Annotated in this window: 26 protein-coding genes; 16 read left to right on the forward strand and 10 right to left on the reverse strand. The window is 65.6% G+C overall.

Annotation, left to right across the window (positions count from 1 at the left end):
- Positions 1-10 precede the first annotated feature (10 nt).
- Positions 11-886 carry a translation elongation factor Ts gene (gene tsf, locus ATO3_RS00755; protein ID WP_088647889.1) on the forward strand — a complete coding sequence of 292 codons (876 nt, stop codon included), beginning with the start codon at positions 11-13 and terminating at the stop codon, positions 884-886.
- Between the two features lie 725 nt (positions 887-1,611).
- On the opposite strand, the gene ATO3_RS00760 is transcribed toward tsf, so the two are convergent.
- The 5 genes from ATO3_RS00760 to ATO3_RS00775 all read right to left on the reverse strand — a co-directional run bounded on the left by ATO3_RS00760 (position 1,612) and on the right by ATO3_RS00775 (position 4,537).
- Entirely contained in the window at positions 1,612-2,367 is a 756-nt protein-coding gene (locus tag ATO3_RS00760; RefSeq protein WP_088647890.1) for a LuxR family transcriptional regulator, read from the reverse strand.
- Positions 2,364-2,813 carry a type II 3-dehydroquinate dehydratase gene (gene aroQ / locus ATO3_RS00765; RefSeq protein WP_088647891.1) on the reverse strand — a complete coding sequence of 150 codons (450 nt, stop codon included), beginning with the start codon at positions 2,811-2,813 and terminating at the stop codon, positions 2,364-2,366. The genes ATO3_RS00760 and aroQ overlap by 4 nt, the downstream gene beginning before the upstream one ends.
- Positions 2,814-2,941: 128 nt before the next feature.
- The gene (locus ATO3_RS29515; protein WP_332888688.1) at positions 2,942-3,235 is read right to left on the reverse strand and encodes a MaoC/PaaZ C-terminal domain-containing protein; all 294 of its coding nucleotides are present in this window, start codon (positions 3,233-3,235) and stop codon (positions 2,942-2,944) included.
- Positions 3,186-3,419, reverse strand: coding sequence for a MaoC/PaaZ C-terminal domain-containing protein (locus ATO3_RS29520; protein ID WP_332888685.1), 234 nt, complete (start codon positions 3,417-3,419; stop codon positions 3,186-3,188). The genes ATO3_RS29515 and ATO3_RS29520 overlap by 50 nt, the downstream gene beginning before the upstream one ends.
- A gap of 122 nt (positions 3,420-3,541) precedes the next feature.
- Positions 3,542-4,537 (reverse strand): NADPH:quinone oxidoreductase family protein, encoded by a 996-nt coding sequence (locus tag ATO3_RS00775; RefSeq protein WP_088647892.1) that lies wholly within the window; start codon positions 4,535-4,537, stop codon positions 3,542-3,544.
- Between the two features lie 220 nt (positions 4,538-4,757).
- Here ATO3_RS00775 and ATO3_RS00780 point away from each other — a divergent pair, with 220 nt between their 5' ends.
- The 11 genes from ATO3_RS00780 (at position 4,758) to ATO3_RS00830 (ending at position 16,056) form a co-directional block, all read left to right on the forward strand.
- Positions 4,758-5,579, forward strand: coding sequence for an SDR family oxidoreductase (locus ATO3_RS00780; protein ID WP_088647893.1), 822 nt, complete (start codon positions 4,758-4,760; stop codon positions 5,577-5,579).
- A gap of 12 nt (positions 5,580-5,591) precedes the next feature.
- The gene (locus tag ATO3_RS00785; RefSeq protein WP_088647894.1) at positions 5,592-6,524 is read left to right on the forward strand and encodes an SDR family NAD(P)-dependent oxidoreductase; all 933 of its coding nucleotides are present in this window, start codon (positions 5,592-5,594) and stop codon (positions 6,522-6,524) included.
- Positions 6,525-6,550: 26 nt separating this feature from the next.
- On the forward strand, positions 6,551-7,747 hold the full coding sequence (locus ATO3_RS00790) for an acetyl-CoA C-acyltransferase (protein ID WP_088647895.1): 1,197 nt from the start codon (positions 6,551-6,553) through the stop codon (positions 7,745-7,747).
- 17 nt (positions 7,748-7,764) lie between these two features.
- Positions 7,765-8,772 (forward strand): NAD(P)H-dependent flavin oxidoreductase, encoded by a 1,008-nt coding sequence (locus tag ATO3_RS00795; RefSeq protein WP_088647896.1) that lies wholly within the window; start codon positions 7,765-7,767, stop codon positions 8,770-8,772.
- A gap of 1 nt (position 8,773) precedes the next feature.
- On the forward strand, positions 8,774-9,436 hold the full coding sequence (locus ATO3_RS00800; RefSeq protein ID WP_088647897.1) for a histidine phosphatase family protein: 663 nt from the start codon (positions 8,774-8,776) through the stop codon (positions 9,434-9,436).
- Positions 9,437-9,452: 16 nt separating this feature from the next.
- A complete protein-coding gene (locus ATO3_RS00805; RefSeq protein WP_088647898.1) occupies positions 9,453-10,484 on the forward strand; it encodes a phosphotransferase family protein in 1,032 nt (343 codons plus the stop codon).
- Positions 10,485-11,025: 541 nt separating this feature from the next.
- On the forward strand, positions 11,026-12,270 hold the full coding sequence (locus tag ATO3_RS00810; protein WP_088647899.1) for a branched-chain amino acid ABC transporter substrate-binding protein: 1,245 nt from the start codon (positions 11,026-11,028) through the stop codon (positions 12,268-12,270).
- 84 nt (positions 12,271-12,354) lie between these two features.
- Positions 12,355-13,311, forward strand: a complete 957-nt coding sequence (locus ATO3_RS00815) for a branched-chain amino acid ABC transporter permease (RefSeq protein ID WP_088647900.1) — start codon at positions 12,355-12,357, stop codon at positions 13,309-13,311.
- On the forward strand, positions 13,308-14,600 hold the full coding sequence (locus tag ATO3_RS00820) for a branched-chain amino acid ABC transporter permease (RefSeq protein ID WP_088647901.1): 1,293 nt from the start codon (positions 13,308-13,310) through the stop codon (positions 14,598-14,600). Before ATO3_RS00815 ends, ATO3_RS00820 begins: the two co-directional genes overlap by 4 nt.
- Positions 14,597-15,355 (forward strand): ABC transporter ATP-binding protein, encoded by a 759-nt coding sequence (locus tag ATO3_RS00825; protein ID WP_088647902.1) that lies wholly within the window; start codon positions 14,597-14,599, stop codon positions 15,353-15,355. Before ATO3_RS00820 ends, ATO3_RS00825 begins: the two co-directional genes overlap by 4 nt.
- Positions 15,352-16,056 carry an ABC transporter ATP-binding protein gene (locus tag ATO3_RS00830; protein ID WP_332888689.1) on the forward strand — a complete coding sequence of 235 codons (705 nt, stop codon included), beginning with the start codon at positions 15,352-15,354 and terminating at the stop codon, positions 16,054-16,056. The genes ATO3_RS00825 and ATO3_RS00830 overlap by 4 nt, the downstream gene beginning before the upstream one ends.
- A gap of 100 nt (positions 16,057-16,156) precedes the next feature.
- Here the strand turns inward: ATO3_RS00830 and ATO3_RS00835 are convergent, their stop codons facing one another.
- Entirely contained in the window at positions 16,157-16,762 is a 606-nt protein-coding gene (locus ATO3_RS00835; protein ID WP_198963183.1) for a glutathione S-transferase family protein, read from the reverse strand.
- Positions 16,763-16,938: 176 nt separating this feature from the next.
- Here ATO3_RS00835 and ATO3_RS00840 point away from each other — a divergent pair, with 176 nt between their 5' ends.
- From ATO3_RS00840 to ATO3_RS00850, 3 genes are read left to right on the forward strand one after another with little or no spacing between them, the layout of a single operon-like run.
- Positions 16,939-18,180: a serine hydrolase domain-containing protein gene (locus ATO3_RS00840; RefSeq protein ID WP_088647904.1), complete on the forward strand. Its 1,242-nt coding sequence runs from the start codon at positions 16,939-16,941 to the stop codon at positions 18,178-18,180.
- A complete protein-coding gene (locus ATO3_RS00845; RefSeq protein WP_088647905.1) occupies positions 18,177-20,132 on the forward strand; it encodes an acetoacetate--CoA ligase in 1,956 nt (651 codons plus the stop codon). Before ATO3_RS00840 ends, ATO3_RS00845 begins: the two co-directional genes overlap by 4 nt.
- Positions 20,133-20,146: 14 nt before the next feature.
- Entirely contained in the window at positions 20,147-21,019 is an 873-nt protein-coding gene (locus ATO3_RS00850; protein WP_088647906.1) for an acyl-CoA thioesterase, read from the forward strand.
- 22 nt (positions 21,020-21,041) lie between these two features.
- On the opposite strand, the gene ATO3_RS00855 is transcribed toward ATO3_RS00850, so the two are convergent.
- The 3 genes from ATO3_RS00855 to ATO3_RS00865 all read right to left on the reverse strand — a co-directional run bounded on the left by ATO3_RS00855 (position 21,042) and on the right by ATO3_RS00865 (position 24,685).
- Positions 21,042-22,061: an LLM class flavin-dependent oxidoreductase gene (locus ATO3_RS00855; protein ID WP_088647907.1), complete on the reverse strand. Its 1,020-nt coding sequence runs from the start codon at positions 22,059-22,061 to the stop codon at positions 21,042-21,044.
- 218 nt (positions 22,062-22,279) lie between these two features.
- Complete coding sequence (locus ATO3_RS00860; RefSeq protein WP_088647908.1) at positions 22,280-23,053, reverse strand: SDR family oxidoreductase; 774 nt, start codon at positions 23,051-23,053, stop codon at positions 22,280-22,282.
- A 399-nt stretch (positions 23,054-23,452) separates the two neighbouring features.
- Positions 23,453-24,685: an acyl-CoA dehydrogenase gene (locus ATO3_RS00865; RefSeq protein ID WP_088647909.1), complete on the reverse strand. Its 1,233-nt coding sequence runs from the start codon at positions 24,683-24,685 to the stop codon at positions 23,453-23,455.
- A gap of 95 nt (positions 24,686-24,780) precedes the next feature.
- Between ATO3_RS00865 and ATO3_RS00870 the strand changes: the two genes are divergently transcribed.
- Positions 24,781-25,686 carry a LysR substrate-binding domain-containing protein gene (locus ATO3_RS00870; RefSeq protein ID WP_088647910.1) on the forward strand — a complete coding sequence of 302 codons (906 nt, stop codon included), beginning with the start codon at positions 24,781-24,783 and terminating at the stop codon, positions 25,684-25,686.
- An 87-nt stretch (positions 25,687-25,773) separates the two neighbouring features.
- Here ATO3_RS00870 and phoB read toward each other — a convergent pair whose 3' ends face one another.
- A complete protein-coding gene (phoB, locus tag ATO3_RS00875) occupies positions 25,774-26,463 on the reverse strand; it encodes a phosphate regulon transcriptional regulator PhoB (protein ID WP_088647911.1) in 690 nt (229 codons plus the stop codon).
- Between the last annotated feature and the right edge of the window lie 3 nt (positions 26,464-26,466).

A 26,466-nucleotide genomic window follows, 5' to 3' on the forward strand; every position in this document is an offset into this window, starting at 1 on the left:
AGAGCGCCAGATGGCAATCACCGCAGCAATGGTCAAGGAACTGCGCGACAGCACCGGCGCAGGCATGATGGACGCCAAGAAGGCCCTGACGGAAAGTGACGGCGACATGGACGCCGCCATCGACTGGCTGCGCACCAAGGGTCTTGCGAAAGCCGCCAAGAAATCGGGCCGCACCGCGGCAGAGGGCCTGGTGGCCGTGGCCATCGACGGCGGCAAGGGCGTTGCCGTCGAGGTGAACTCGGAAACCGACTTCGTCGCCAAGAACGCCGACTTCCAGGGCATGGTCGAAAAGATCGCCAACGCCGCGCTGACCGTGTCCGAAATCGACGCGCTGAACGCGGCCGAGATCGACGGCAAGCCGGTTTCGACCATGATCACCGACGCCATCGCCAAGATCGGCGAGAACATGTCGGTCCGCCGCATGGCCTCGATCGAGGGTGAGACCGTCGTGTCCTACATCCACAACGCCGCCGCCCCCGGCATGGGCAAGATCGGCGTGCTGGTCGCCATGAAGGGCGGGGACGAAGCCTTTGGCAAGCAGGTCGCGATGCACATCGCAGCCGTGAACCCGGCCGCCCTGAACGAGAACGACCTGGATCCGGCCGTTGTCGAGAAGGAAAAGCAGGTCCAGATGGACATCGCCCGTGAAAGCGGCAAGCCCGAGCAGGTCATCGAGAAGATGATCGAAGGCCGCATGAAGAAGTACATGGCCGAGGTCACGCTGGTGAACCAGTCCTTCGTGATCAACCCCGACCTGACCGTCGGCGCCGCCGCAACCGAAGCAGGTGCCGAGATCACCGGCTTTGTCCGTCTCGAGGTCGGTGAAGGCATCGAGAAGAAGGAAGAGGATTTCGCAGCCGAAGTCGCCAAGGCGGCCCAGGGCTGATCCTTTAGGAATGCCTCGCGCGCCCCTTATCGGGGCGCGGTGAAAAATCGACCCGGGTGGCCTGCGCTGCCCGGGTTTTTTCTTGCGAGGAAGGAGACCTGGACATCCTTGCCGCCTCCGCGACTGCGGATGGGGCGGGATGTCTTGTGAGGAAGGCCGGGATCGACCCGACGGAGGTGGCTGGTGTGCCGCGCCTGGGATTGCCAGGCCCTGAAAGGGGTGAAAGCCGGACGACGCGCTCAACATCATCCGGCTAAACCCAATAAACGATGGGACTCTTTACTGGGTCCCGAGGCCGCGCCAGTGGCGCGACCCCAGGTGTCTGACGGCCCCGTGTGACAATGGGGATGGGGCGGGACCGAGCAGACCCGACCAGTGCACGGAAAAAAGCGAACACCAATCGGTCCGGCTATGCCGGCGGGTCAGAGGGCCCCGAAATCGCAGGGATCATGACCCGAAGTTCCATGGCCAAAGCCACCACTCACGGAACGTGAGCAAACTGCTGTTTTTGCTTGTAAATTGATAGTCCGGGATTCCTTACCATAGGTTAACGGGCGCTGACCTGACGGCAAGAAGTCGCCCTTTTTCCTTAAATATCAGATGTTTAAGGCGAACTCTCGACGGCGAGATAACCAGATTTCTTTCCGGGCGCCTGTTCGCCACGCAGTCCGAACCACGGAACTGCCCGAAAATCGATCCCGGCGCGCCCCGGAATCGGCCCCGAGTCAGGCCTCGAGCACGAACATCTGATTGTGCAGCGCGGCCTTCAGAACCGCCTGTGCGGTGGTCTCGACGGCCAGCGCCTCGCGGGCCAGGCGCAAATGCTTTTCCACCGTCGCCGAGGTCAGCCCCATGAGGACCGCGATGTCCTGCGTCGTCTTGCCGTCGCCCACCCATTCCAGCGCCTCGCGCTGGCGCTTGGTCAGCGACCGGGTCGGGGTGGAATAGGGCAGGGTGAGGATCTTGAGATGCGCGATATTGTTGATCAGCTGGATGTCCTCGCCGTGCTCGGCCCAGATCTCGTCAACCTCGTCCTGGCTCAGCCCGCGCCGGGCACACAGGGAAATCGCGCCTTTCGAGCGCACCGAGACGGACTTGAAGCTGATCGTGTAGCCCGCGGTGACCCCAAACTTCGAATTGAAATCGAAGACCCGCTGCTCTTCCTTCGTCATCGTGTCCGACTGCGCCAGCGCCTGCAGAACGCGCCAGCTGCCCGCGCCTTCGTTTGACAGGGCCCAGCGGGTCATCGGCGCATGAAAATAGCGCCCCTCGTCAATGAAGCCCTTCACGTATTCGGGGGAGTGGTTGGTCAGGATGATGAAATCCTCGGGATCGCCCAGCGAGGTTTCGGTGCGGTACCGGGTAAAGCCATAGATCAGCCGGTCAAAGCCGTACTCTTCCATGCGCTGCGTATGCGCGGACCACAGCTCTTCGAGGCTGCGCGCATTGGTGATGAAAAACAGGTACTCCCGCAGTGTCATGTCGCGTGCGCCTCTTCGAAATGGCCTGCCAGCGCCTCGAGCGCCAGAAGGTATCCAAGGGGACCGAAACCGCAGATCTGGCCCAGGGCCACCGGCGCGATATGCGAGACATGGCGAAACGCCTCGCGGGCGTGGATGTTGGACAGATGCACCTCGACCAGCGGCAGTTCGACCGAGGAAATCGCGTCGCGCAGCGCGACCGAGGTATGGGTCAGCGCGCCGGCGTTGAGCACCATGCCGTCATGGACACCCCGCGCCGCGTGCATCGTGTCGATCAGCACGCCTTCGTGGTTGGATTGCATGAACTCCAGCCCGAACCCCAGCGCCGAGGCCTTCTTGCGGCAGGAAGATTCGATCATGCTCAGCGTCGTCCGCCCGTAGACCTCGGGCTGCCGGGTGCCGAGAAGATTCAGATTCGGCCCGTTGAGCACCAGTATCGATGGCATTCGCTACGCTCCCTTGGTATTCCGAAGCTGCGCCAGCCACCTGACTGACGTTCGGAATCGGCCCTTCTGCCGGATGTCGCGCGTCCTGACCCGGGCGAGCGCACCGGATATCCCCACGTCATCTCGTGTCACGAAGAAGGAGGAAATACAACCATTCCGAGCCAGTCCGCGACCAGTGCGGGCGTATCCTGCCCCTCGATTTCCACGGACAAGGCGTTTTCGCGCAACACTTCGCTGTCCGACCGCTTCTTGGCCGATTTCAGCGTGAAGCGTCCGCGCAGCCGGCTGCCGGCGCGGACAGGCGACAGGAAGCGCAGGCGGTTGAAGCCATAGTTGATCGACATGATCTGGCCGTCGAATTGCGGCACGCAGTCATAGGCGAAGCGGCTGGCCAGCGAGAGCGTCAGGAAGCCATGGGCGATGGTGCCGCCAAAGGGGGGTCTCCGCTGCCGCGCGGGCCGGGTCCACGTGGATCCACTGGGTGTCGAAGGTGGTCTCGGCGAAGCGGTCGATCATCGCCTGGTCGACCGTCACCCAGGAGGAGACACCGATCTCTTGCCCGATCTGGCCTTCAAGCTGCGCCATGGCGTCGTCGATTGCACTCATGCTCTGTCTCCTTCAAAGGCTCGGCCAACGGCACGATCTTGCGGCGGGTCCTGCAGGGCGAAAGGCCGGTCCTGCGGGGCTGCAACGGTTGCGCGCCTCTGCAGGCCTGATCAGTCAGTTGGTCATTCGGGCGTGATGACGACCTTGCCCGTCACCTTGCGGTCGGCCATGGCCTGCAAAGCCTCGCCGGCCTGTGCCAGGGGGTAGCGCGCGGTGATCCGGGGGCGGATCTTGCCGTCGTTGTACAGCGCGAAGAGCTCGTAGACATTGCGCGCATGGGCCTTCGGATCGCGCCGGACGGAGCCACCCCAGAAGACGCCGACGATCTGGCAGGATTTCAGCAACGGCAGGTTCAGCGGGATCTTCGGGATCCCGGCCGGGAAGCCCACCACCAGGAACCGCCCGTCCCAGCCCATGGCGCGCAGGACCGGCTCGGCGTAATCGCCGCCGACGGCGTCATAGGCCACGTCCAGCCCCTTGGGCCCGACCAGATCCTTGATCCGGTCCGACAGCGCCTTCTGCGCGTCGCGGTCCATCTCGCGCGGGTAGACGATGGTATCGTCGGCGCCCAGGTCACGGCAGAAGGCGGCCTTGTCCTCGGACGACACGCCCGCGATCACCCGCGCGCCCATGGCCTTGCCCAGTTCGACCGCCGCCGCGCCGACCCCGCCCGAGGCACCCAGCACGAACAGCGAATTTCCGGGCCTGAGATAGCCGCGATCCTTGAGCGCGTGGTACGAGGTTCCATAGGTGAAGACGAAGACGGCCGCATCCTCGAAGGGCATGTCCGCGGGGATCTTCGAGACGCTCGCGGCATCGGCACAGACATATTCGGCAAATCCGCCATGGCCTGTCAGCGCCAGGACCCGGTCGCCCGGGGCAAAGCCCTGCACGCCGGAGCCAATGGCATCGACAATGCCCGCCACCTCGCCGCCCGGGGCGAAGGGGCGGGGCGGTTTCATCTGGTAAAGATCGCGGATGATCAGCGTGTCGGGGTAATTCACCCCCGCCGCCCGCACGGCAATGCGGACCTGCCCGGGCCCCGGTTCGGGCACCGCCACGTCACTCAGTTCCAGCGTTTCGGGCCCGCCGGGGGCGGTGCTGAGCATGGATTTCATGGGGTCCTCCGGTGGGCATCGTGACGTTCCGTTCCAGTGATCCCGCCGAGGATCCGCCTTGTCAACGCAGAATCGAAATGCAATTCTGCACAGCGAAACTTGGCTTGCCGCATTGGGAGGAATGGCGCGACGCAGGCCGGGCACCCGGACCGCCGGAGGAGGCGGGCCGCGGGCTATTTCGCATCTTCACATATCCGTCGCGCCGGGAAAAAGGATGGTCATGACACCGGAGTCCCTGTTTTCGCTCGAGGGCAAGACCGCCCTTGTCACCGGTGGCGCCACCGGCATCGGCCGGATGGCGGCCGAGGCGCTGGTCGGCGCCGGCGCCCGTGTGCTGATCTGTTCGCGCAAGGGCGAAGCCTGCGAGACCGTCGCCGCCGAGCTGAACGCGCTGCAGATGCCCGGCCGGGCCGAGGGCTTTGCCGCCGATGTCTCGACCGAAGAGGGGCTGGACGCGCTGGCCGCCGAGGTCGCGGCGCGCACCGATCGGCTGCATATCCTTATGAACAACGCCGGGATCACCTGGGGCGCACCGCTGGGCGAGTTCCCGCATCACGCCTGGGCCAAGGTCATGAGCGTCAATGTCGCCGGGGTCTTTCACCTGACCCAGCTGCTGCTGCCGATGCTGAAGGCCACGGCCACGCCGGACGATCCCGCGCGCGTGGTCAACCTTGGCTCTGTCATGGGAGAGATCCCCATGGGCGACGGCGCCTATTCCTATTCCGCCTCCAAGGCGGCGGTGATCCACGTGACGAAGATCCTGGCCAAGGAACTGGCCGGCGACTTCATCACCGTCAACGCCCTGGCGCCGGGGCCTTTCGTGTCGCGCATGACGGCCTTTGCCACGGCGACCGAGGACAAGCAGGCGCTGGTGGGCGGGGATGTGCCCCTGAAACGGGTGGGCCGGGCCGAGGATATCGGCGGCTGCATGCTGTTCCTTTGCGGTCAGGGCGGCGGCTATGTCACCGGCGCGGTGATCCCGGTCTCGGGCGGGATCAACGTCGATACGGGCGGCGATATCTTCGAGAAAGCAAGAGGTTAGGAGGCGCGGCTCATGGCGGGGATCAGCTTTGAGGGCCGCGTGGCCATCGTCACCGGCGCGGGCGCCGGTCTGGGCCGGTCGCATGCGCTGGGACTGGCGGAGCGCGGCGCGAAGGTGGTGGTGAACGACCTTGGTGTCTCGACCGCCGGTGAAGCCGCCGCCCCGGCCGCCGAGGCCGTGGTCGAGGAGATCCGGGCCGCGGGCGGCGAGGCGATGGCCCACGGCGCCGATGTCTCGGACGCGGCGCAGGTGGCCGACATGATGGCGCAGGCGATGAACGCCTGGGGCCGGGTCGATATCGTCGTCAACAACGCCGGCATCCTGCGCGACAAGACCTTCGCAAAGATGGACCTGTCCGACTTCCGCAAGGTCATCGAGGTGCACCTGATGGGCGCGACCACCGTGACCCACGCCGCCTGGCCGATCCTGCGCGACCAGAAATACGGGCGGGTGGTCATGACCTCCTCGGCCTCCGGCATCTACGGCAATTTCGGACAGTCGAACTATGGCGCGGCGAAGATGGGGGTCGTGGGGCTGATGAACGTGCTGGCCCTGGAAGGCGCGCGGGACAACATCCGCGTCAACACGCTGGCCCCCACCGCCGCGACGCGGATGACCGAAGACCTGCTGCCGCCCGAGGCGCTGGAGGTGCTGGAGCCCGAGGCGATCACGCCGGGGCTTCTTTATCTCGTTTCCGAGGATGCGCCGACCCGGACCATCCTGGGCGCCGGCGCCGGTGTCTTCGCCCAGACAAGGATCTACGAGACACCCGGCGTGCTGCTGCAGGGCGAGGACAACACGCCCGAGGCTGTCGCCGCCGCTTTCGAGCGGATCCATGACGCGCAAGGCCAGCGGGAGCTGCCCGACGCCTTTGCGCAGACCCGAAAGTTCGCCCGCCGGGCGGCAGAGGCGAAAGGCCTCTCGCTGCCCTGGGGCGAGGATTGAGACCGGATCAAGGGAGGATCCTGACCATGCGTGACGCCGTTATCGTGTCCACCGCGCGCACCCCGATTGGCAAGGCCTATCGCGGGGCGTTCAATGCCACCACGCCGCAGGCCCTGATCGGCCACGCGGTGTCCAACGCCGTAAGCCGCGCCAAGGTGGACCCGGCCGAGGTGCAGGATTGCATCATCGGCGCCGCGCTGCAGCAGGGCCACCAGGCCGGCAACATCGGCCGCCAGGCGGCGCTGCGGGCCGGGCTGCCGGTGACGGTGGCGGGCATGTCGCTGGACCGGCAATGTGCCTCGGGCATGATGGCGATCGCCACGGCGGCGAAACAGGTCGTCCAGGACGGGATGCAGGTGGCCGTGGGCGGCGGGGTGGAAAGCATCTCGATGGTGCAGACCCAGGAGATGCGCGTGAAGCGTGACCCGTACCTGATTGAAACAAAACCCGAAATCTACATGTCCATGCTGGAGACGGCGGAAACCGTGGCCGACCGCTATGGTATCAGCCGCGAGGCGCAGGATGCCTATGCCGCGCAATCCCAGGCCCGCACGCACGAAGCGCAGCAGGCCGGGCGTCTGGACGCCGAGATCGTGCCGCTGACCACCACGATGAAGATGCAGAACAAGGAAACCGGCGAGATCACCGAACACGAGGTGACGCTGGAGAAGGACGAGGGCAACCGCCCCGGCACCACGGCCGAAAGCCTCGCCGGTCTGCAGCCGGTCTTCAAGGACGGGATCCATGTGAAGGAAGGCGGCTTCATCACGGCCGGCAATGCCTCGCAGCTCTCGGACGGGGCCTCGGCCGCCGTGATCATGGAGGGCAAGCTCGCCGAGCAGAAGGGGCTGGAGCCTCTGGGCCGCTACGTGGGTGTCATGGCGGCGGGCTGCGAGCCGGACGAGATGGGGATCGGACCGGTCTTCGCGGTGCCGAAACTGCTTGAGGCGCATGGGCTGAAGATGGACGACATCGGTCTGTGGGAACTGAACGAGGCCTTCGCGGTGCAGGTGCTTTATTGCCGCGATACCCTTGGAATCCCTGACGAAATCCTGAACGTGAACGGCGGCGCGATCTCGATCGGGCATCCCTATGGCATGTCCGGCGCGCGGATGGTCGGCACCGCGCTGATCGAAGGCAAGCGGCGCGGCGCGAAATATGTCGTCTGCACCATGTGCGTGGGCGGCGGCATGGGGGCGGCCGGGCTCTTCGAGGTCTTCTGAGCGAGGCGAGGCAAGGCATGGACGGAACCTGGACAAGGGACGAAACGCGTCTGCCGGCGCAGCTGCGGGGGCTGCGGCTGCCGCTGGTGGGATCACCGATGTTCATCATCTCGGGGCCCGATCTGGTCATCGCGCAATGCAAGGCGGGCATCGTGGGGTCCTTCCCGGCGCTCAACGCGCGTGAGGGCGCGGGCGAGGCACCGCTGCTCGACGCCTGGCTGACCCGGATCAGGGAGGAGCTGGACCGCCACAACCAGGCCAACCCGGACAGCCCGGCGGCCCCTTATGCGGTCAACCAGATCGTCCACCGGTCGAACACACGGCTGGAGCGCGACATCGACATCTGCGTGAAACACGAGGTGCCGATCTGGATCACCTCGCTGGGCGCGCGGGTCGAGGTCAACGAGGCCGCCCATTCCTGCGGCGGCATCACCCTGCATGACGTGATCAACAACACCTTCGCGAAGAAGGCGATCGAAAAGGGCGCCGACGGGCTGATCGCAGTGGCCGCGGGCGCGGGCGGCCATGCGGGGATGCAATCGCCCCTGGCGCTGGTGCAGGAGATCCGGTCCTGGTTCGACGGTCCGCTGCTGCTTTCGGGCGCGATTGCCAGCGGCGCGTCGCTTCTGGCCGCCCGCGCGATGGGGGCGGATTTCGGCTATGCCGGCTCGCCCTTCATCGCCACGGAAGAAGCCAATGCCGAGGCGGCGTACAAGCAGATGATCGTCGACAGCACCGCCGAGGACATCGTCTATTCCTCGCTCTTTACCGGCGTGCATGGAAATTACCTGAAGGGGTCGATCCGCAACGCGGGCATGGATCCGGACAACCTGCCGGGCTCGGACCCGTCGGCGATGGATTTCGGAAACCGCGACAAGAAACCCAAGGCCTGGAAATCGATCTGGGGGGCGGGGCAGGGCGTGGGCGCGATCGACGATGTGGTGCCCGCCGCGCGGCTGATCCAGCGCATCGGCGACGAATACCGCCAGGCCGGCCGCCGGCTCGCTGCGGAATTCGGCGGCTGACATGGCGGAACTGATCGTCGTCCGTCACGGCCAGGCCAGCTTTGGCTCTGCCCAGGCGCAAGGCTACGACCGGCTGTCGGAGCAGGGCGAAGTGCAGTCGCGCATGGTGGGCGCGACGCTGAAGGCCGCGGGCGTGGTGCCCGACCGGCTGATAACCGGCACGCTGGAACGCCAGCGCCGCACGCTTGAGCTGATGGGCTTCGACGGCACGCCCGAGGAACACCCCGGCTTCAACGAATACGATTTCCACGACATGCTGCACGCCCGTTTCGACGGCGTGCCGCCGGACGATGTCGTGCGCGACCGCAAGCACCATTTCCGCACCCTGCGCGACACGCTGAAGGACTGGCAGCAGGGCGGGTTGCCCGGTGCGGCCGAAAGCTGGCCGGCCTATTCCGACCGGGTCGAGGCCGCGCGGCTGCATGCGACCCGGCCCGGGGCCGACTGTGTCGTGGTGGTCAGTTCCGGCGGCACGATCGGGCGGCTGGTGCAGCGCGCGATGGGGGCACCGGACGAGATGATGATCACGCTAAACCTGCAGGTGAAGAACACCTCGGTCACGCGGTTCATCTTCAATGCCCGGGGCCGGTTCTACCTGCATGAATTCAACGCCGCGCCGCATTTCTTCACCGCCGACGGGGCCCGGCACATGACCTACAGCTGACACCGGAGAAGGCGAAATGACCAGCGACAGCCAGACGCTCGATACCGATGCCGTTGCGGCCTATCTGACAGCCCATCTGCCGGGGTTCGAAGGGCCGCTGACGGCGGAGAAGTTCCAGACCGGACAATCCAACCCGACCTTCCTGCTGCGCACACCCGCAAGCAACTACGTGCTGCGGCGCAAACCACCGGGGGTTCTGCTGAAATCCGCCCATGCGGTGGACCGGGAATACCGGGTGCAGAAGGCGCTGGCCGGGACGGACGTGCCCGTCGCGCGGATGCATCTGCTGTGCGAGGATGACAATGTGATCGGTTCGGCCTTTTACGTGATGGATCACGTGCCCGGCCGCAACTTCGACGATCCGCGGATGGACGGCGCCGACAACGCCACGCGCGCGGCGGTGATCGACGACATGAACCGCGTGCTGGCGGCGCTGCATGACGTGGATGTCGATGCGGTGGGCCTGTCGGATTACGGGCCGCCGGGAAATTACTATGAACGCCAGATCGGGCGATGGTCCAAGCAATACAGGGCCTCCGAGACGGCGGTGATCCCCGAGATGGACCGGCTGATCGACGCGCTGGCCGAGGCGATGCCCGAGGACGACGGACAGCGCGGGCTGGTGCATGGCGATTACCGGATCGACAACATGATCTTCGACGCCAAAGAGCCGCTTTGCCGCGCCGTGCTGGACTGGGAACTGTCGACCATCGGGCATCCCTATGCCGATCTGGCCGCGGTCATCATGCAATGGCGGATGCCGGCGGGGACCGAGGGCCGGGGGCTGGCAGGGATAGACCGCGCGGCCCTGGGCCTGCCCTCGGACGAACAGTTCGTGGCGCGGTATTGCGAGCGGCGGGGCCTGCCGGAGATCGGGCATTTCGGCTTCTACCTGGCCTTCTGCTTCTTCCGCATGGGGGCGATCGTGCAGGGCGTGCTGAAGCGCGGGCTGGACGGCAATGCCTCGAACCCAGAACGCGCGCTGAAACTGGGCGAATACGTGCCGACCTTCGCCAAGGGCGGGCTGAAAGCGCTGGAGGAGGGCTGACGCGCAAGGGCGCGCTCGAGGCGCGCGCGCCGGCAGGTTCTGCGAAAATCGGGCCCATCTCGGGGCGCCGTCACGGCGTCTGCCTCGTCGTGGCCTGACGTGACCCATTTGCCCCGATCCTTTTCGAATCGCTTGGAATTTTCGCCACAGGGCCTTGCAAACGAATGTTCCGCATAGCGGACACAATATCCTCCTGAAAGCGCCCGAAGCGGATCATCCGAAGGCTGTTTTCGGTAAAAAAACTGACATGCGTCAGGGGGCGTTCAGTGGGTTGCGACGTGTGCTCATGGAAGGCCCGGACTGAGCCAAATCAGGTGCATATTTTACAATTATCATCATATACTTGAGAGGCGAAATTCATGTCGAAAATCACCCCCGGTCAACGCCCCGAAACCTGCCCGATCCAGCCCGCACAACGGCCCTTGCGGCGCGAATGCTTCGCCCGGCGGAATGCTTGACTTTGAGGATTGTTGTGCAACGCTGAAATCGGATCCCGGCGCGCGGAGGAGAATGCGACGGGGTATCCAAGGGAGGAAAACTCATGCGCAAGACCACTGGGATCGGCCTTTCGGCCGTCATGGCTACCCTATTGGCTGCCGGTACGGCATCCGCCGACACGATCAAGATTGCCTTCATCGACCCGCTTTCGGGCCCCTTCGCCAGCACCGGGACAAATGGTCTGCACCAGTACGAATTCGCGGCCGAAACCCTGGTGAACGAGAAGGGCGGGGTCCTGGACGGCGACACGTTCGAAATCGTCGCCTTCGACAACAAGACCAGCCCGAAGGAAAGCCTCGTGCAGCTTCAGGTCGCCATCGACCAGGGCATCCGTTACGTCGTGCAGGGCAACAGCTCGGGCGTGGCGCACGCGCTGACCGACGCGATCGAAAAGCACAACCGCCGCAATCCCGATGACCGGGTGCTGTTCCTGAACTATTCGGCCGTCGACCCGGCGCTGACCAACGAGAACTGCAACTTCTGGCATTTCCGCTTCGACGCCAATGCCGACATCAAGATGGACGCCCTGACCGACGTGATCGCCGAGCAGGACGACATCACCAAGGTCTACGTGATCGGGCAGGATTATTCCTTCGGCAAGGCCGTGTCCTCGGCCGCGACGTCGTTCCTGGGCGAAAAGCGCCCCGACATCGAGATCGTCGGGAATGAACTGCATCCCATTGGAAAGGTGAAGGATTTCACGCCCTATTCGCGCAAGATCGTGTCCTCTGGCGCCGATGCCGTGATCACCGGCAACTGGGGTGCGGACATGCTGAACCTTGGCAAGTCGGTGATCGACAACGGGTTCGACGGGCCGATCTACACCTATTACGCCGCCGCTGACGGCATCACCGCCGCCTTCGGGGAAAGCGGCAAGGACCGCCTGCGGCTGGTGACCGAAGGGCAGACCAACCCGCCGCCCAACGACCGCGCCGCCGCATACATCGAGGCGTTCAAGGCCAAGTACCCGGACGGCAACATGAGCCAGACCCGCATCACCAACGTGATCGAGATGCTGGCCAAGGCGATAAACGAGGCCGGCACCGCCACCGACGTGGTCGCCGTGGGCGAGGCGCTGGAGGGGATGGAGCACGAGAGCATGTGGGGCGGCACGCTCTACATGCGGCCCGAGGATCACCAGCTGATCCAGGACGTGCTGATCACCGTGCACACGAACGAGGGCATCGACTATGACCTCGACAATTCGGACTACGGCCAGCGGATGGAACACCGCATCGAGATGGCCGGGATGGACAGCCCGACCACCTGCAAGATGCGCCGCCCGTAAACCGGGACACCCCCGCGCCGGGCAGGCCCCGGCGCGGGTGGCATCCGACAAAAAACAAATGTCTAGAAAGGGATAGCCGGGTCCATGGATCTTGTACTGGTGAACCTGATCGACGGGCTGGTGACCGGCCTTCTGCTTTTCATGCTCTCGGCGGGGCTGACGCTTATCTTTTCAATGATGGGCGTGCTGAACTTTGCCCATGCCAGTTTCTACATGCTGGGGGCCTATTTCGCCTACCAGATCTCGGTCTACCTGGGATTCTGGATGGGCTTGCTGGTCGCGCCGCTGATCGTCGGTGCCCTGGGCGCGGGGGTTGAACGCTACGGGCTCAGACGCGTGCACCAATATGGCCACGTGCCCGAGCTGATCTTCACCTTCGGCCTGGCGCTGCTGATCGAGGAGGTCGTGCAGTTCATCTGGGGCAAGGATCAGATCCCCTACGAGATCCCCGGGATCCTCGAAGGCGCGGCCTTTGCCATCGCCGGCAACACGATCCCGCTTTACAAGGTGTTCATGATCTTCCTGTCGCTGGCAATCTTCGGCGGGCTGCTCTTCGTGCTGACGAAGACGCGGGTGGGGATGATCATCCAGGCGGCCCTGTCCTATCCGCGCACGGTCGAAGCGCTTGGCCACAACGTGCCGCTGGTCTTCATGGGCGTCTTCGGCGTGGGCACGGCGCTGGCCGGTGTCGCCGGGGTGATCGCCGGACCGGTGCTGTCGACCTTCCCGGGCATGGCCGTGGTCCTCGGCTCGATCGTCTTCGTGACCATCGTCATCGGCGGTCTGGGCAGCCTCGGCGGCGCGCTGGTCGCCTCGCTGATCATCGGCTGGATGACCACCTTCGCCAAGGCCTATGACATGCGGATGGAGGATCTGCTGACCTGGATGGGCCTGACCAAGCCCGAGCCCATATGGGACAGCGCCTGGCAGGATCTCTGGACGCTGACCTCGCCTCAGGTCGCCGACATCCTGCCGTATCTGCTGATGGTGCTGATCCTGATCTTTCGACCCTACGGGCTTTTCGGGAAGCGTGACGTATGACCGCAACGACGCATAAACCGCAATCCGCCGACTTCGCAGGCGGCGGCGTGACCCTGGCCGGGCTCGCGCCCTGGCTGATCGCCGTGGCCTTCCTGCTGGTGATGCCGTTCATCTTCACCTCGAACTCGGCCATCACGATCATGAACCAGATGGCGATCACGATCATCTTCGCGCTCAGCTACAACATGCTGCTGGGGCAGGGCGGGATGCTGTCCTTCGGCCATGCGGTCTACATGGGCGTGGGCGGGTTCGTCTGCGTGCACGTGATGAACTGGGACGGGTTCTTCTCGGGCCTGCCGCTGCCGGTGCTGCCGATCTTCGGCGGGCTCTTTGGAATGGGTCTGGCGCTGATCGTGGGGTCGTTCTCGACCCGCCGCGCCGGGACCGTCTTCGCCATGATCTCGCTGGGTGTCGGAGAACTGATCGCGGCCTGTTCGGTCATCATCGTGGTCTTCTTCGGCGGCGAAGAGGGCGTCAGCGGCGACCGCACCTACGGCCTGCCGGTCTTCGGCATCGAGTTCCTGCAACAGATCGAGGTCTACTACCTGATCGTCTTCTGGCTGGTGCTCTCGGCGCTTGGCATGTTCCTGTTCTCGCGCACGCCGGTGGGGCGCATGGCCAATGCCGTGCGCGACAACCCCGAACGAGCCGAGTTCCTGGGCTATTCCGCGCGCTGGGTCCGGTTCTATTCCTTCGTCGCCGCGGGCTTCTTCGCAGGCAGCGCCGGCGGGCTTTTCGCCATCAACTACGAGATCCTGACCGAGGAGAACCTCAACCTCGCCACCTCCGGCACCATCCTGCTGGTGACCTTCCTGGGCGGCGTCGGCTTCTTCTTCGGACCGATCATCGGGGCCATCGTCTTCACCCTGCTACAGACGGTGCTGTCGCTGCAGACCGAGCTCTGGGCGCTCTACGTCGGCGCGCTTTTCGTCGCCACGGTGATGTTCTTCCCCGGCGGGCTGGCCGGGGTCATCATGATGCATGTCCCGCCTCTGGTGCTGGGCAAGCTGCACCTGCTGGTGAAACCCTACATCAAGGTGCTGGTGCCGGGGCTGGTCTGCATCCTCGCCACGGCGGGCTTCATCGAGATCCTGTTCCACGCCCGCCACGCGGCCCTCGGCGATGACGAGATGACGCTCTACTGGGTCACCTTCTCGCATCTGAACCCGCTGCCCTGGATCGTCACCGGCGGCCTCGCCGTGGGCGGCTTCTGGCTTGCCCGCCGCCACGCGCCCGAACTGGCCGAGGCCTGGCACGAGGCCAACACCGACCGGAGGGCCAGCGCATGAGCGCCGCGCTTGAAATCACCAACCTGCGCAAGAGCTTCGGCCAGGCCGAGATCATCCGCGGCGTCGACCTGCAGATCATGCCCGGCGAACGCCACGCGGTGATCGGGCCCAACGGCGCGGGCAAGTCCACGCTCTTCAACCTGATCACCGGCCGCTTCCCGCAGACCGCCGGCGTCATCGCCCTGCACGGGCACGACCTGAAGGGCAAGGCCCCGTTCGAGATCAACCGCATGGGCCTGTCGCGCTCCTTCCAGATCACCAACATCTTCCCACGGATGACGGTTTTTGAGAACGTGCGCTGTTCGCTGCTGTGGTCGATGGGCTACCGCTATTCCTTCTGGAACATGGTCGCGCGCAGCCAGGCCCTGACCGAGGGCGCCGAGGCGGTGCTGGAGCAGATCAACCTGCAGACCCGCCGCGATATTCCGGCCGGCATGCTGTCCTACGCCGAACAGCGCGCGCTGGAGATCGGGATCACCATCGCGGGCGGGGCCGACGTCATCATGCTGGACGAACCCACCGCCGGCATGAGCCATTCCGAAACCGACTATATCGTCGAGCTGATCCGCGAGGTCACCGTGGGCAAGACGCTGGTGATGGTCGAACACGACATGGGCGTGGTCTTTGGCCTGGCCGACCGGATCTCGGTCCTGGTCTATGGCGAGATCATCGCCTCGGGCACGCCCGAGGAGGTCCGCGGCAATCCCCGCGTGCAGGAAGCCTATCTCGGCGCGGCACTGGAGGCAGACCACTGATGCTCGACGTCATCGACATGCATGCCTTCTACGGCAAGTCCCATATCCTTCAGGGCGTCAACATGACGATCCGCGAAGGCGAGATCGTGGCGCTTCTGGGCCGCAACGGGGTCGGACGGTCGACCACCTGCAAGGCGATCATGGGAGAGGTCCCCCCAAAGGGCCAGGTCCGCTTCAAGGGCCAGGACATCGCCGGGCGCAAGGCCTACGAGATCGCCAACCTCGGGATCGGCTACGTGCCGGAAAACCGCGACATCTTCCCCGGCCTCACCACGCGGCAGAACCTGAACCTCGGCCTGAAGCCGGGACAGAAGGACGGGGCAGGGCGCTGGTCGATGCAGGACATGTTCGACATGTTCTCAAACCTCGCCGAACGCGCCGATGTCGAGGCCTCGGTGCTCTCGGGCGGCGAACAGCAGATGCTGACCATGTGCCGCACGCTGATGGGCGATCCCGACCTGGTGATGATCGACGAACCGACCGAGGGCCTGTCGCCCCAGATGGTCCAGCGCGTCGCCGACCTGCTGCAGGAAATCGCCCGCCGCGGCATCGCCACGCTGCTGGTCGAACAGAAGCTCGCCATCGCGCTCGACATCGCGCACCGGGTCTACGTGATGGGCCACGGCCAGGTCGTCTTCGAAGGCACCCCGCAAGAGCTCAAGTCCCGCGACGACATCCGCAAGGAATGGCTCGAAGTCTGACCCCATTCAAAGCACCACGCCCCCTGCTTCTTCTTGGCCCAAATACCTCCGGGGGAGTCCGCCAGCGGCGGACGGGGGCAGAGCCCCCCATAGCAAAAATCTACACGCTTTCCGCCGCCTGAAACGCCGGCCGCGCCTCCAGCCGCGCCCCGTAACCCTGCAGGTTCGGCATCCCCGACATGTCCGCTCCCAGCCGCCCGGCCATTATCACCGCATGGCCCGTCATGATATCGGCGGCCGAAAACGCCCCGGCCAGGAACTCACGCCCCTCCATATGCGCCTCCACCGCCGTCAGCATCTGGCCCAAAAGCTTCACCGCGCGCTTCGCATGCACCTCGCTGCGCCGGTCCTCGGGCAGCAGCCGCGTCTCGACGACGATCTGGTTCATCGGCGGCATGATCATGCCCTCGGCATAGTGGAACCACTGCAGGTAGGGCCCGAACTCCGGATCCTCCACCGACGGCTGCAGCCGCCCATCGCCATACCGCGCCAGAAGGTACTGAATGATCGCCCCGGATTCGAACAGCACCTGGCCGCCGTCCTCCAGCACCGGCACCCGGCCCATCGGGTGGGTGCGGCGGAATTCCGGGTTGCGCATCTCGGGGCTGCCAAGCGCATACCGCGCGACGTCGTAGTCCAGCCCCAGCTCTTCCAGGGCCCAGGCCACGCGCACGGCCCGGCTGCCCGGTGCATAATGCAGTTTCACGATGATCTCTCCTCCACCCCCGGACCCGGTCCGGCGTCGTCCTGACATCTGTCCGGGCTTTCTGAGCAGACGCTATCCCGCTGCGTCCGCACCTGTCAAACCGGCTGGGAACACTCGACATTCGTCCCAATTCGCGGTCTCATCGGCCGAAAGGACAAAGACCGGGAGGGCAGATCATGGACATCGCGCAGCCATCGACATTGGGCTTCGATCAGGACCGGCTGGACCGGCTGGGGCGCTGGATGGACAGCTACGTGGACCGGCGCCGCTATCCCGGCGCTTCGGTGGTGGTGGCCCGCCACGGGCGCGAGGCGTACTTCCACAGCTGCGGACAGCGCAACATCGACGCCGGGCTTGCCTTCGACCGCGACACGATGGTGCGGATCTATTCCATGACGAAGCCGGTCACCTCGGTCGCGATCATGACGCTGGTCGAACAGGGGCTCTTTCCGCTGGACGCGCCGCTGTCGGATTTCATCCCCGCTTTCACGGAGATGCAGGCGCTCGTTCCGGGTGCCGAGCGGCTCGACCAGGTCGCGCCCTGCGCCACGCCGACGATCCACCAGCTGCTGACCCATACCTCGGGCCTGACCTACAGCTTCAACACCAACCCGGTGTCCGAGGCGATGAAGGAGCAGGAGCTGGACTTCAGCCCCGGCAACCGCACGATCGCAACGGTGGCCGACCAGCTTGCCGCGCTGCCGCTGGTCTTCGCGCCGGGCACGCGCTGGGAATATTCCGTGGCCATCGACGTGCTGGGCCGCGTGGTCGAGGTCGTCTCGGGCCGGTCGCTGGACCGGTACTTCGCGGATGAGATCTTCGCCCCCCTCGGCATGACCCAGACCGCCTTTCGCGTGCCAGAGGGCACCGGCGACCGCTTCGCCGCGCTCTACACCCCGCTGGAGGGCGATCCGATGTCCGTCGCGGCCCCCGACCGCGGCGCCGATCCGCTGCGGCTGTCCGATGCGCCGGACGAAAGCCGCTATCACACGACGCAGTGCTTTTCGGGCGGCGGCGGTCTTGTCAGCACGATCGACGACTACATGCGCTTCGCCGAGATGCTGCGCCGGGGCGGCGAGGGCAACGGCGCGCGCATCCTGTCGCCCAGAACGCTGGACTTCATGATGCGCAACCACCTGAAGGGCGAGATCGCCGACATGGGCCCCACAAGCTTTGCCGAACAGCCCATGCAGGGCACCGGTTTCGGTCTGGGCGGCGCCGTGGTGCTGGACCCGGGCCGCGCCCGCAGCCCCGGCACGGTGGGCGATTTCGGCTGGGGCGGCATGGCGTCGACCTATTTCTGGGTGGACAGGGTCAATAACCTGTCGGTGGTGTTCTTCACACAGCTAGCCCCGTCCAGCTCCTACCCGTCGCGCCCGGAACTGAAGGCACTGGTCCAGGCGGCGATGGTCGCATGAGCCAAAATCCCGTCCTCTGGACCCCGACCGAGGAGCGCGCGCAATCCAGCCGGATGGCCGCCTTCATCCGCTTTCTCGAGGCGCGCGGGCACCGGTTCGACGACTACCAGGCGCTCTGGCGCTGGAGCGTCACGGATCTCGACGCCTTCTGGGCCGCGATCTGGGATTTCGCCGACATCCGCGCGACGACACCTTACGACCGGGTGCTGGCAAAGCGCGTCATGCCCGGCGCCGAATGGTGCCCGGGCGCCACGCTGAACTTTGCCGACCAGGTGCTGCGCCACGCCGAAACCACGCCGGACAAGACCGCGATCCGCGTGCAGTCAGAGACCTTTCGGGACTGCGAGATGACATTTGCCGAGCTGCGCGACGCCGTGGCGAGCGTGGCGGGCGAGCTGCGGAAGATGGGTGTGGGGCAGGGGGACCGCGTCGTGGCGATCCTGCCCAATTCCGAGGTCGCGATCATCGCCATGCTGGCCACTGTGTCCATCGGCGCGATCTGGTCTCTCTGCGCGCCCGACATGGGGCATGTGGCGATCCTGGACCGGTTCCGCCAGATCGAACCGAAGGTGCTGATCGCTCAGGACGGCTATACCCATACCGGCAAGCCGGTGGACCGGCGAGATCTTGTGTCCCATATCAAAGACAACCTCCCGGAGTTAAGACACACCGTCTGGATTCCCGTCGCCGGCCCGCTGCCCGACGGCGCCCTCGCCTGGGACAGTCTTCTGGGCCATGACACGCCCCTGGATGTCACGCCGGTGCCCTTCGATCACCCGATCTGGGTGGTCTATTCCTCTGGCACCACGGGCAATCCCAAGCCCATCGTCCATGGCCACGGCGGCATCCTGCTGGAAGGCGCCAAGACCGCGCTGCACCTGGACATCGGCCCCGAAGACCGCTTCTGCTGGCTGACGTCCTCGGGCTGGATCATGTGGAACATCCAGTCCACGGCCCTGGCCCAGGGCGCCACGCTATCGGTCTTCGATGCGGCGCCGAACCATCCGGACATGATGGCGCTCTGGCGCTTTGCCGAAGGGCAGGGGCTGACCTACCTTGGCGCCGGCGCGGCCTTCTTCGATGCCTGCCGCAAGTCCGGGATCCGCCCGGTGGACGAGCTTGACCTTTCGGCGCTGCGCTCCATCGGATCCACCGGTTCGCCGCTGTCGTCGGACGCCTACGACTGGATCTACACCGCCGCGCGCCCCGATGTCTGGCTGGCCCCGATCTCGGGCGGCACCGACCTCGCCGGCGCCTTCGTCGGCGGCAACCCGATGCTGCCGGTCCGCGCGGGCGAGATGCAGTGCCGGTTTCTCGGCAATGCCGTCCGCAGCTTCGACGAGGCGGGCCAGGAGCTGATCGGCGCGGTCGGAGAACTGGTCTGTACCGAGCCGCTGCCGTCTATGCCACTGTTCTTCTGGGGCGATGATACCGGCGCGCGCCTGCACGAGAGCTATTTCGACACCTACCCCGGCATCTGGCGCCACGGCGACTGGATCGAGATTACCCAGGACGGCGGCACGATCATCTACGGCCGCTCGGACGCCACGATCAACCGCAAGGGCCTGCGCCTCGGCTCCTCCGAAATCTACCGCGCGGTCGAGGCGCTGCCAGAGGTCATGGACAGCCTGGTGGTCGATCTGGAATTCCTCGGCAAGGAGAGCTTCATGCCGCTCTTCGTGGTGCTGGCCGAGGGCGCGACGCTGGACGACGCGCTGACCGACCGGATCAATGCCGCGATCCGAGCCGAGGTATCGCCGCGCTTCGTTCCGAACGAGATCGTCGCGATCGCGGAGGTGCCGCGCACGCTGTCGGGCAAGAAGCTGGAAGTGCCGGTGAAGAAGCTGTTGCTGGGCGGCGATCCGGACACCGTGGTCAACCGCGATTCCATGGCCAACCCGGTGGCCTTCGACACGTTCATCGCCTATGCCGCTGACCGACGGGACAATTGAAGACGGGACCTGACATGATCGACGCGGCAAACCGGGATCTGCTGAACCTCCTCGACATAGAACAGCTTGAGGTCGATCTGTTCCGGGGGACGGGCGCCGGCGGCGAGACGCCCAAGCGCATCTTTGGCGGGCAGGTGATCGCGCAGGCGCTGATGGCGGCCTATCGCACGGTCGAGGACCGCCTGTGCCATTCGCTGCATGCCTATTTCATCCGGCCGGGCGATCCATCGATCCCCGTGATCTACCAGGTCGACCGTGCCCGCGACGGCGGATCCTTCACCACCCGCCGCGTCGTGGCGATCCAGCACGGCCGGCAGATCCTGAACCTGTCGGCGTCCTTCCAGGTGGAAGAGGACGGCTGGACCCACCAGCACGCCATGCCCGACGTGCCCGCGCCCGAAGAGCTGACCCCGGTGCAGGCGCGCCGCGAGGAAGCCGCCGCGCGGATCCCTGAAAAATACCGCGAGGAATTCCTGCGCCTGCGCCCGATCGAGATCTGCGAGGTCGATCCTCAGGATTTCTTTACGCCAGAGCCGGCGGATGACCGCAACCAGGTCTGGTTCCGCGTGCCGGGTGCTGCCGGAACATCGCCGGTGATGCAGCATTGCCTGCTGGCCTATGCCTCGGATCTCTACCTGCTGGGCTCGTCGCTGCGGCCCCACGGGCTGACCTGGCTGCAACCGCGGGTGATGACGGCCAGCCTGGACCACGCCATGTGGTTTCACGCGCCGATCGCCTTCGAGAACTGGCATCTCTACGTGATGGACAGCCCCAAGGCCGCCGGCGGGCGCGGGTTCAACCGGGGCTCGATCTACACCCGTGACGGCAACCTCGTGGCCAGCACCGCGCAGGAGGGGCTGGTGCGCCCCGTCGCCCCGCGCGGCTGAGCCGTCACGAGAGACCAGGCGGTTACCGCCAGCCCAGCTCGGGCGCGATCTCTTTCAGGATCGTCTCGATCACGTGGACGTTGTAATCGACGCCCAGCATGTTCGGCACGGTCAGCAGCAGCGTGTCGGCCTCGGCGATCGCCTCGTCGGCCTTCAGCTGCTCGATCAGCCTTTCCGGCTCGTCCGCGTAGCCGCGGCCGAAGACCGCGCGCTGATCGTCGATCACGCCGACCTGGTCGCTTTCCTTGCCGCCACGGCCGAAATACTGCCGGTCCATGTCGGTCTTCAGCGCAAAGATCGACCGGCTGACCGACACCCGCGGTTCGTGCGCATGCCCGGCCTCGGCCCAGGCCGCACGGAAGGCGCGGATCTGGTTGGCCTGCTGGACATGGAACGGCTCACCCGTCTCGTCCCATTTCAGGGTCGAGCTTTGCAGGTTCATGCCCATCTGCGCGGCCCAGCGGGCCGTCGCGTCCGAGGCGGCGCCCCACCAGATCCGGTTGCGCAACCCCTCGGAATGCGGCTCCAGCCGCAGCAGCCCCGGCGGATTGGGGAACATCGGGCGCGGATGCGGCTCGGCAAAGCCTTCACCCTTCAACAGTTCAATGAAGACCAGCGCGTGCCGCCGCGCCATCTCTGCGCTGTCCTCGCCTTCGGCCGGCGCGTATCCGAAATGCTTCCAGCCATCGACCACCTGTTCGGGCGAGCCGCGCGAGATGCCCAGCTGCAGCCGTCCGCCCGAGATAAGGTCGGCGGATCCCGCGTCCTCGGCCATGTAGAAGGGGTTTTCATAGCGCATGTCTATCACGCCGGTGCCGATCTCGATCGTCGAGGTTCGCGCGCCGACGGCGGCCAGCAACGGGAATGGCGAGGCCAGCTGCCGCGCGAAGTGATGCACCCGGTAATAGGCGCCATCCAGCCCCAGCTCCTCGGCGGCAACCGCCAGGTCGATGGATTGCGACAGCACCTCGGCGGCCGTCTTCACCCGCGATCCATGCGTGGGCGCCCAATGGCCGAAGGAAAGAAAACCGATCTTTTTCATGGGATTGCTCTTGTATCTGAAACCTTGTTACCGAGCAGATAGGCAGCACATCCCCCGTGCCACAAGCCCGGCCTCAGTTCATCAGGGCGCAAGTCCTGTGCAACCGGCGGCACCGTGTAAGGACAAACAGAGGGGCAGGGCGCGCCCTCCTCCCTTCTTCTTGGGCAAAATACTCCAGACTACCGCAGCCGACCGAATGACCGCCGGACAGCGCGGCATCACGTCAGCTTGTCCCCGTAAACCCTGTTGAGCTTGCGCATTCCGCCGATCCAGCGGTCGTAATTCTCGGTCTTGTTGCGCATGTAGCCCAGAACTTCCTCGTGCGGGAGCACCAGGAACGTCTCGTCCCGGATCGCCTGCACACAGGCCTCGGCGACCGGTTCCGGCTCAAGCATGCCATCCTGCGCGGCGACACCATCCTCGTGGCCTCTGGTCATCTCGGTGCGCACGGCCTGCGGGCACAGGACGCTCACCTTGATGCCATCGTCGCCATGGGTCATCGCCAGCCACTCCGCAAGCCCCACGGCGGCGTGTTTCGTCACGCCATAGGGCGCCGAGCCGACCTGGTTCAGCAGCCCCGCGGCCGAGGCGGTGTTCAGCAGGTAGCCGCCGCCGCGTTCCTTCATCAAGGGCACCAGGTGACGCGCGGCCCAGACATGGGCCATCACGTTGACCTCCCAGATCCGCTGCCAATCCTCGTCCGGCACCTCGGCGCCGCCGGGCGTCAGGATGCCGGCGTTCGAGCAGAACAGGTCGATCGGCCCGATGGCGCTTTCGACCTTTTCGATCATGCCCGCGATCTCGACCTCGCGCGCGACATTGACCTCGAACCCCGTGCCGTTCACCAGTTTCGCGGTTTCCGCGGCGCCCGAGCCGTTGAGGTCGGCGCAGACGATATGCGCGGGGCCGTCCTGCGCGAACCGAAGCGCCATCGCGCGTCCGATCCCGCTGGCCGCGCCGGTGATGACGATGATCTTGTCCTTCAATTCCATGGTCTTGCATCCGCCTCTTGAAACCAGCACCCGAAAGCACCGGGGGCCGCCAATGCTTGCCGGGGCCCCGGATCGCGGCCAAGGTCGCGCACAAGAAAGCGGAGTGCAAGCAGTCCGGTGGCTGTCGGCGGACATACGATATTTACATAATACTGATTACCGGCATTACGTATGGAAGCCTCGCGGCTGTCGAGAACCGCCTGAACCCGTACCCCGGCCGATGAGATCGCTCCCGCTCACCGGTCAGAGCTTTGGATGCTTCGGATACGCCAGAGCCTCGCACACCGACCCCGACACAAGACCACCGTTCCACCGGACAGTCCCCCGGGCGGATCGGTATCGCAATACAGGCCCCGCGCCGACCAGCGGGCGCGAGGCGTCAATCCGTTGGGACGCTGCTCAGAAGAACGCCTGCAGCCCGGTCTGCGCCCGGCCGAGGATCAGCGCATGCACGTCATGGGTGCCCTCGTACGTGTTGACCGTCTCCAGGTTCATCACGTGGCGGATCACCTGGAATTCCAGGCTGATGCCGTTGCCGCCATGCATGTCGCGGGCCATCCGCGCGATATCCAGGGCCTTGCCGCAATTGTTGCGCTTCACGATCGACACCATCTCGGGCGCGGCATTGGCCTCGTCCATCAGACGGCCGACGCGCAGCGCACCCTGCAGGCCAAGCGCGATCTCGGTCTGCATGTCGGCCAGCTTCTTCTGGAAGAGCTGCGTCTGCGCGATCGGCTTGTTGAACTGCTTGCGGTCCAGACCGTATTGCCGTGCCGCATGCCAGCAGAACTCGGCCGCGCCCATCGCACCCCAGGCGATGCCGTAGCGCGCGCGGTTAAGGCAACCGAACGGCCCCTTCAGCCCCTGCACATTGGGCAGCAGCGCATCCTCGCCGACCTCGACACCGTCCATCACCACCTCGCCGGTGACCGAGGCGCGCAGCGACATCTTGTTGGCGATCTTCGGCGCCGAAAGCCCCTTCATGCCCTTTTCCAGGATGAAGCCGCGGATCTTGCCGTCATGGGCGTCGGACTTGGCCCAGACCACGAAGACATCCGCGATCGGCGCGTTCGAGATCCACATCTTCGCGCCGGTGATCCGGTAGCCGCCGTCGATCTTCTCGGCGCGGGTCTTCATGCCCGCCGGGTCCGAACCCGCGTCGGGCTCGGTCAGGCCGAAACAGCCGATCCATTCGCCAGAGGCCAGCTTCGGCAGGTATTTCTCGCGCTGCTCTTCCGAGCCATAGGCATAGATCGGGTAGATCACGAGGCTGGATTGCACGGACATCATCGACCGATAGCCGGAATCCACGCGCTCGACCTCACGTGCGACCAGGCCATAGCTGACATAGCCCGATCCCAGCCCGCCGTATTGCTCGGGCAGCGACACGCCCAGAAGGCCCATCTCGCCCATCTCGGCAAAGATTTCGGGTTCGACCTTCTCGGAGGCATATGCCTCGGTGACGCGGGATTGCAGCTTTTCCTGCGCATAGGACCGCGCGCTGGCGGCGATCATGCGTTCGTCTTCGCTCAGCTGGTCGTCCAGGCGGAACGGATCGGCCCAGTCGAAGGATCCCAGGTCCGGGGCGTCCTTGGCCCGCAGCGACGGTTTCGGCGTGGATGGCGCGTTCATGGCATGGCTCCTGCGTGGATTTGCCCCCGATGTAGCGCAGCGGGCGGCGCGAAAACAGCGAGACTTTGTCAATCGCTTATGACATTCACTCATACATGGCCTATGCACGCAAGCTTTTGCCCTCGATGTCGGCGCTGAGGATGATCGAGGCGCTCGACCGGCTTGGCAGCGCCTCGGCGGCTGCCGAGGACCTGTCGCTGACACAGGGCGCGATCAGCCGGCAGCTGCAGGCGCTGGAGGCGCAGCTGGGCATCGAACTGGCGCGGCGCGAGGGCCGCAAGCTGGTGCTGACCGCGCAGGCCCGGGCCTATGCGGCCGAGGTGCGGACAGCTTTGGCACGGGTGGCGGAGGCCACGATGCGCCTGCAGGTGGCGCCACCGGGCGGCACGCTGAGCCTGGCGATCCTGCCGGCCTTCGGGATGCGCTGGCTGATGCCGCGGCTGCCGGATTTCTCAAGGCTGCACCCGGATATCACGATCAACATGACCACACGGCTGGAGGATTTCTCGTTTGAAATGGAGACCTTCGACGCCGCGATCCGCCACGGCACCGGCGCCTGGCCCGGCACGCGGCATCTGCTGCTGAAGCCGGAACAGCTGCTGCCTGTGGCCGCGCCCGGGCTGGTACCCGGGCACACACGCCCTGCCCGCGCGCTGGCGCAGCTGCCGCTGCTGCATATCCGCACGCGGCCCGACGCCTGGAAGGCCTGGTTCGCGCAGGATGGCATGTCGCCGCCGGAGCTGGAGGGCACGGTGCATGACCAGTTCTCGACCATCGTGCAGGCCGCCTGCCACGGGCTGGGTGCGGCGCTGGTGCCGACCTACATCGTGGAGCAGGAGCTGGCGACCGGGCAATTGCTGGCGCTGGCGCCGCGGCCGATGGAAACCGGGAGCGCCTATTATCTGGTCTGGCCCGAACAGAAGGCCCAGGACCCGGACCTGAAACGGTTCCGCGACTGGCTGGCGGACCAGGCCGAGCCGGAAGACCCCCTGCCCCGCTGACCCGCAGTTCAGAACCGCGCTGCCGGCTTTCCGAGACCAGGGGGTTGGGCACGATTTTCTTCGGCGAAGAAAATCCCCGCCCCGATATCACCCCAGCGCATATCCCGCGCCACGCACGGTGCGCACCGGATCGGCGCCGCCATGCATCGTGAGCGCCTTGCGCAGCCGGCCGATATGGACATCGACGGTGCGCGTATCGACATAGATGTCGCGGCCCCAGACCCGGTCCAGAAGCTGTTCGCGCGACCAGACGCGGCCGGGCTTTTCCATGAAGGTCGAGAGCAGCCGGAATTCCGTCGGGCCCAGCTTCAGCGGCTTCTCGGAGCGGCTGACCTTGTGGGTTTCGGCATCCAGCACGATATCGTCGAATTCCAGCCTGAGCCCAACGGTCGAGGGCCGCACGCGCCGCAGCTGCGAGCGGACTCGTGCCATCAGCTCGATCACAGAATACGGCTTGACCACGTAATCATCCGCCCCGGTTTCCAGCCCGCGCACCTTGTCGATCTCCTCGGACCGGGCCGAGAGCATGATGATCGGGATCGAGCGGGTCTCGGGCCGGGTTTTCAGCTGGCGGCAGACCTCGATCCCCGACACGTTCGGCATCATCCAGTCGAGCACGATGATGTCGGGAACGTCCTCTTCGACATGGAGCAGGGCCTCGTCACCGTTTCCGGCCTTGACCACGCGGAAGCCCTCGGCCTCCAGGTTGTAGGCGAGCACTTCTCGCTGCGCCAACTCGTCCTCAACAACAAGAACCGTGGGCTGGTCCGCGGACATCTT

Source organism: Marinibacterium profundimaris (genome assembly GCF_002210095.1).
GTDB lineage: Bacteria > Pseudomonadota > Alphaproteobacteria > Rhodobacterales > Rhodobacteraceae > Marinibacterium > Marinibacterium profundimaris.

Excerpts from the sequence above, each read along its gene's own strand:
- ATO3_RS00860 (WP_088647908.1), bottom strand. The coding sequence starts at position 23,053 with ATGGAATTGAAGGACAAGATCATCGTCATCACCGGCGCGGCCAGCGGG.
- ATO3_RS00815 (WP_088647900.1), top strand. The coding sequence starts at position 12,355 with ATGGATCTTGTACTGGTGAACCTGATCGACGGGCTGGTGACCGGCCTT.
- ATO3_RS00870 (WP_088647910.1), top strand. The coding sequence starts at position 24,781 with ATGGCCTATGCACGCAAGCTTTTGCCCTCGATGTCGGCGCTGAGGATG.
- ATO3_RS00850 (WP_088647906.1), top strand. The coding sequence starts at position 20,147 with ATGATCGACGCGGCAAACCGGGATCTGCTGAACCTCCTCGACATAGAA.
- ATO3_RS00810 (WP_088647899.1), top strand. The coding sequence starts at position 11,026 with ATGCGCAAGACCACTGGGATCGGCCTTTCGGCCGTCATGGCTACCCTA.
- ATO3_RS00775 (WP_088647892.1), bottom strand. The coding sequence starts at position 4,537 with ATGAAATCCATGCTCAGCACCGCCCCCGGCGGGCCCGAAACGCTGGAA.
- ATO3_RS00865 (WP_088647909.1), bottom strand. The coding sequence starts at position 24,685 with ATGAACGCGCCATCCACGCCGAAACCGTCGCTGCGGGCCAAGGACGCC.
- ATO3_RS00845 (WP_088647905.1), top strand. The coding sequence starts at position 18,177 with ATGAGCCAAAATCCCGTCCTCTGGACCCCGACCGAGGAGCGCGCGCAA.
- aroQ (WP_088647891.1), bottom strand. The coding sequence starts at position 2,813 with ATGCCATCGATACTGGTGCTCAACGGGCCGAATCTGAATCTTCTCGGC.
- ATO3_RS00825 (WP_088647902.1), top strand. The coding sequence starts at position 14,597 with ATGAGCGCCGCGCTTGAAATCACCAACCTGCGCAAGAGCTTCGGCCAG.
- ATO3_RS00795 (WP_088647896.1), top strand. The coding sequence starts at position 7,765 with ATGGACGGAACCTGGACAAGGGACGAAACGCGTCTGCCGGCGCAGCTG.
- ATO3_RS00805 (WP_088647898.1), top strand. The coding sequence starts at position 9,453 with ATGACCAGCGACAGCCAGACGCTCGATACCGATGCCGTTGCGGCCTAT.
- ATO3_RS00855 (WP_088647907.1), bottom strand. The coding sequence starts at position 22,061 with ATGAAAAAGATCGGTTTTCTTTCCTTCGGCCATTGGGCGCCCACGCAT.
- ATO3_RS00785 (WP_088647894.1), top strand. The coding sequence starts at position 5,592 with ATGGCGGGGATCAGCTTTGAGGGCCGCGTGGCCATCGTCACCGGCGCG.
- phoB (WP_088647911.1), bottom strand. The coding sequence starts at position 26,463 with ATGTCCGCGGACCAGCCCACGGTTCTTGTTGTTGAGGACGAGTTGGCG.
- ATO3_RS00760 (WP_088647890.1), bottom strand. The coding sequence starts at position 2,367 with ATGACACTGCGGGAGTACCTGTTTTTCATCACCAATGCGCGCAGCCTC.
- ATO3_RS00790 (WP_088647895.1), top strand. The coding sequence starts at position 6,551 with ATGCGTGACGCCGTTATCGTGTCCACCGCGCGCACCCCGATTGGCAAG.
- ATO3_RS00780 (WP_088647893.1), top strand. The coding sequence starts at position 4,758 with ATGACACCGGAGTCCCTGTTTTCGCTCGAGGGCAAGACCGCCCTTGTC.
- ATO3_RS00800 (WP_088647897.1), top strand. The coding sequence starts at position 8,774 with ATGGCGGAACTGATCGTCGTCCGTCACGGCCAGGCCAGCTTTGGCTCT.
- ATO3_RS29520 (WP_332888685.1), bottom strand. The coding sequence starts at position 3,419 with ATGAGTGCAATCGACGACGCCATGGCGCAGCTTGAAGGCCAGATCGGG.
- tsf (WP_088647889.1), top strand. The coding sequence starts at position 11 with ATGGCAATCACCGCAGCAATGGTCAAGGAACTGCGCGACAGCACCGGC.
- ATO3_RS00820 (WP_088647901.1), top strand. The coding sequence starts at position 13,308 with ATGACCGCAACGACGCATAAACCGCAATCCGCCGACTTCGCAGGCGGC.
- ATO3_RS00840 (WP_088647904.1), top strand. The coding sequence starts at position 16,939 with ATGGACATCGCGCAGCCATCGACATTGGGCTTCGATCAGGACCGGCTG.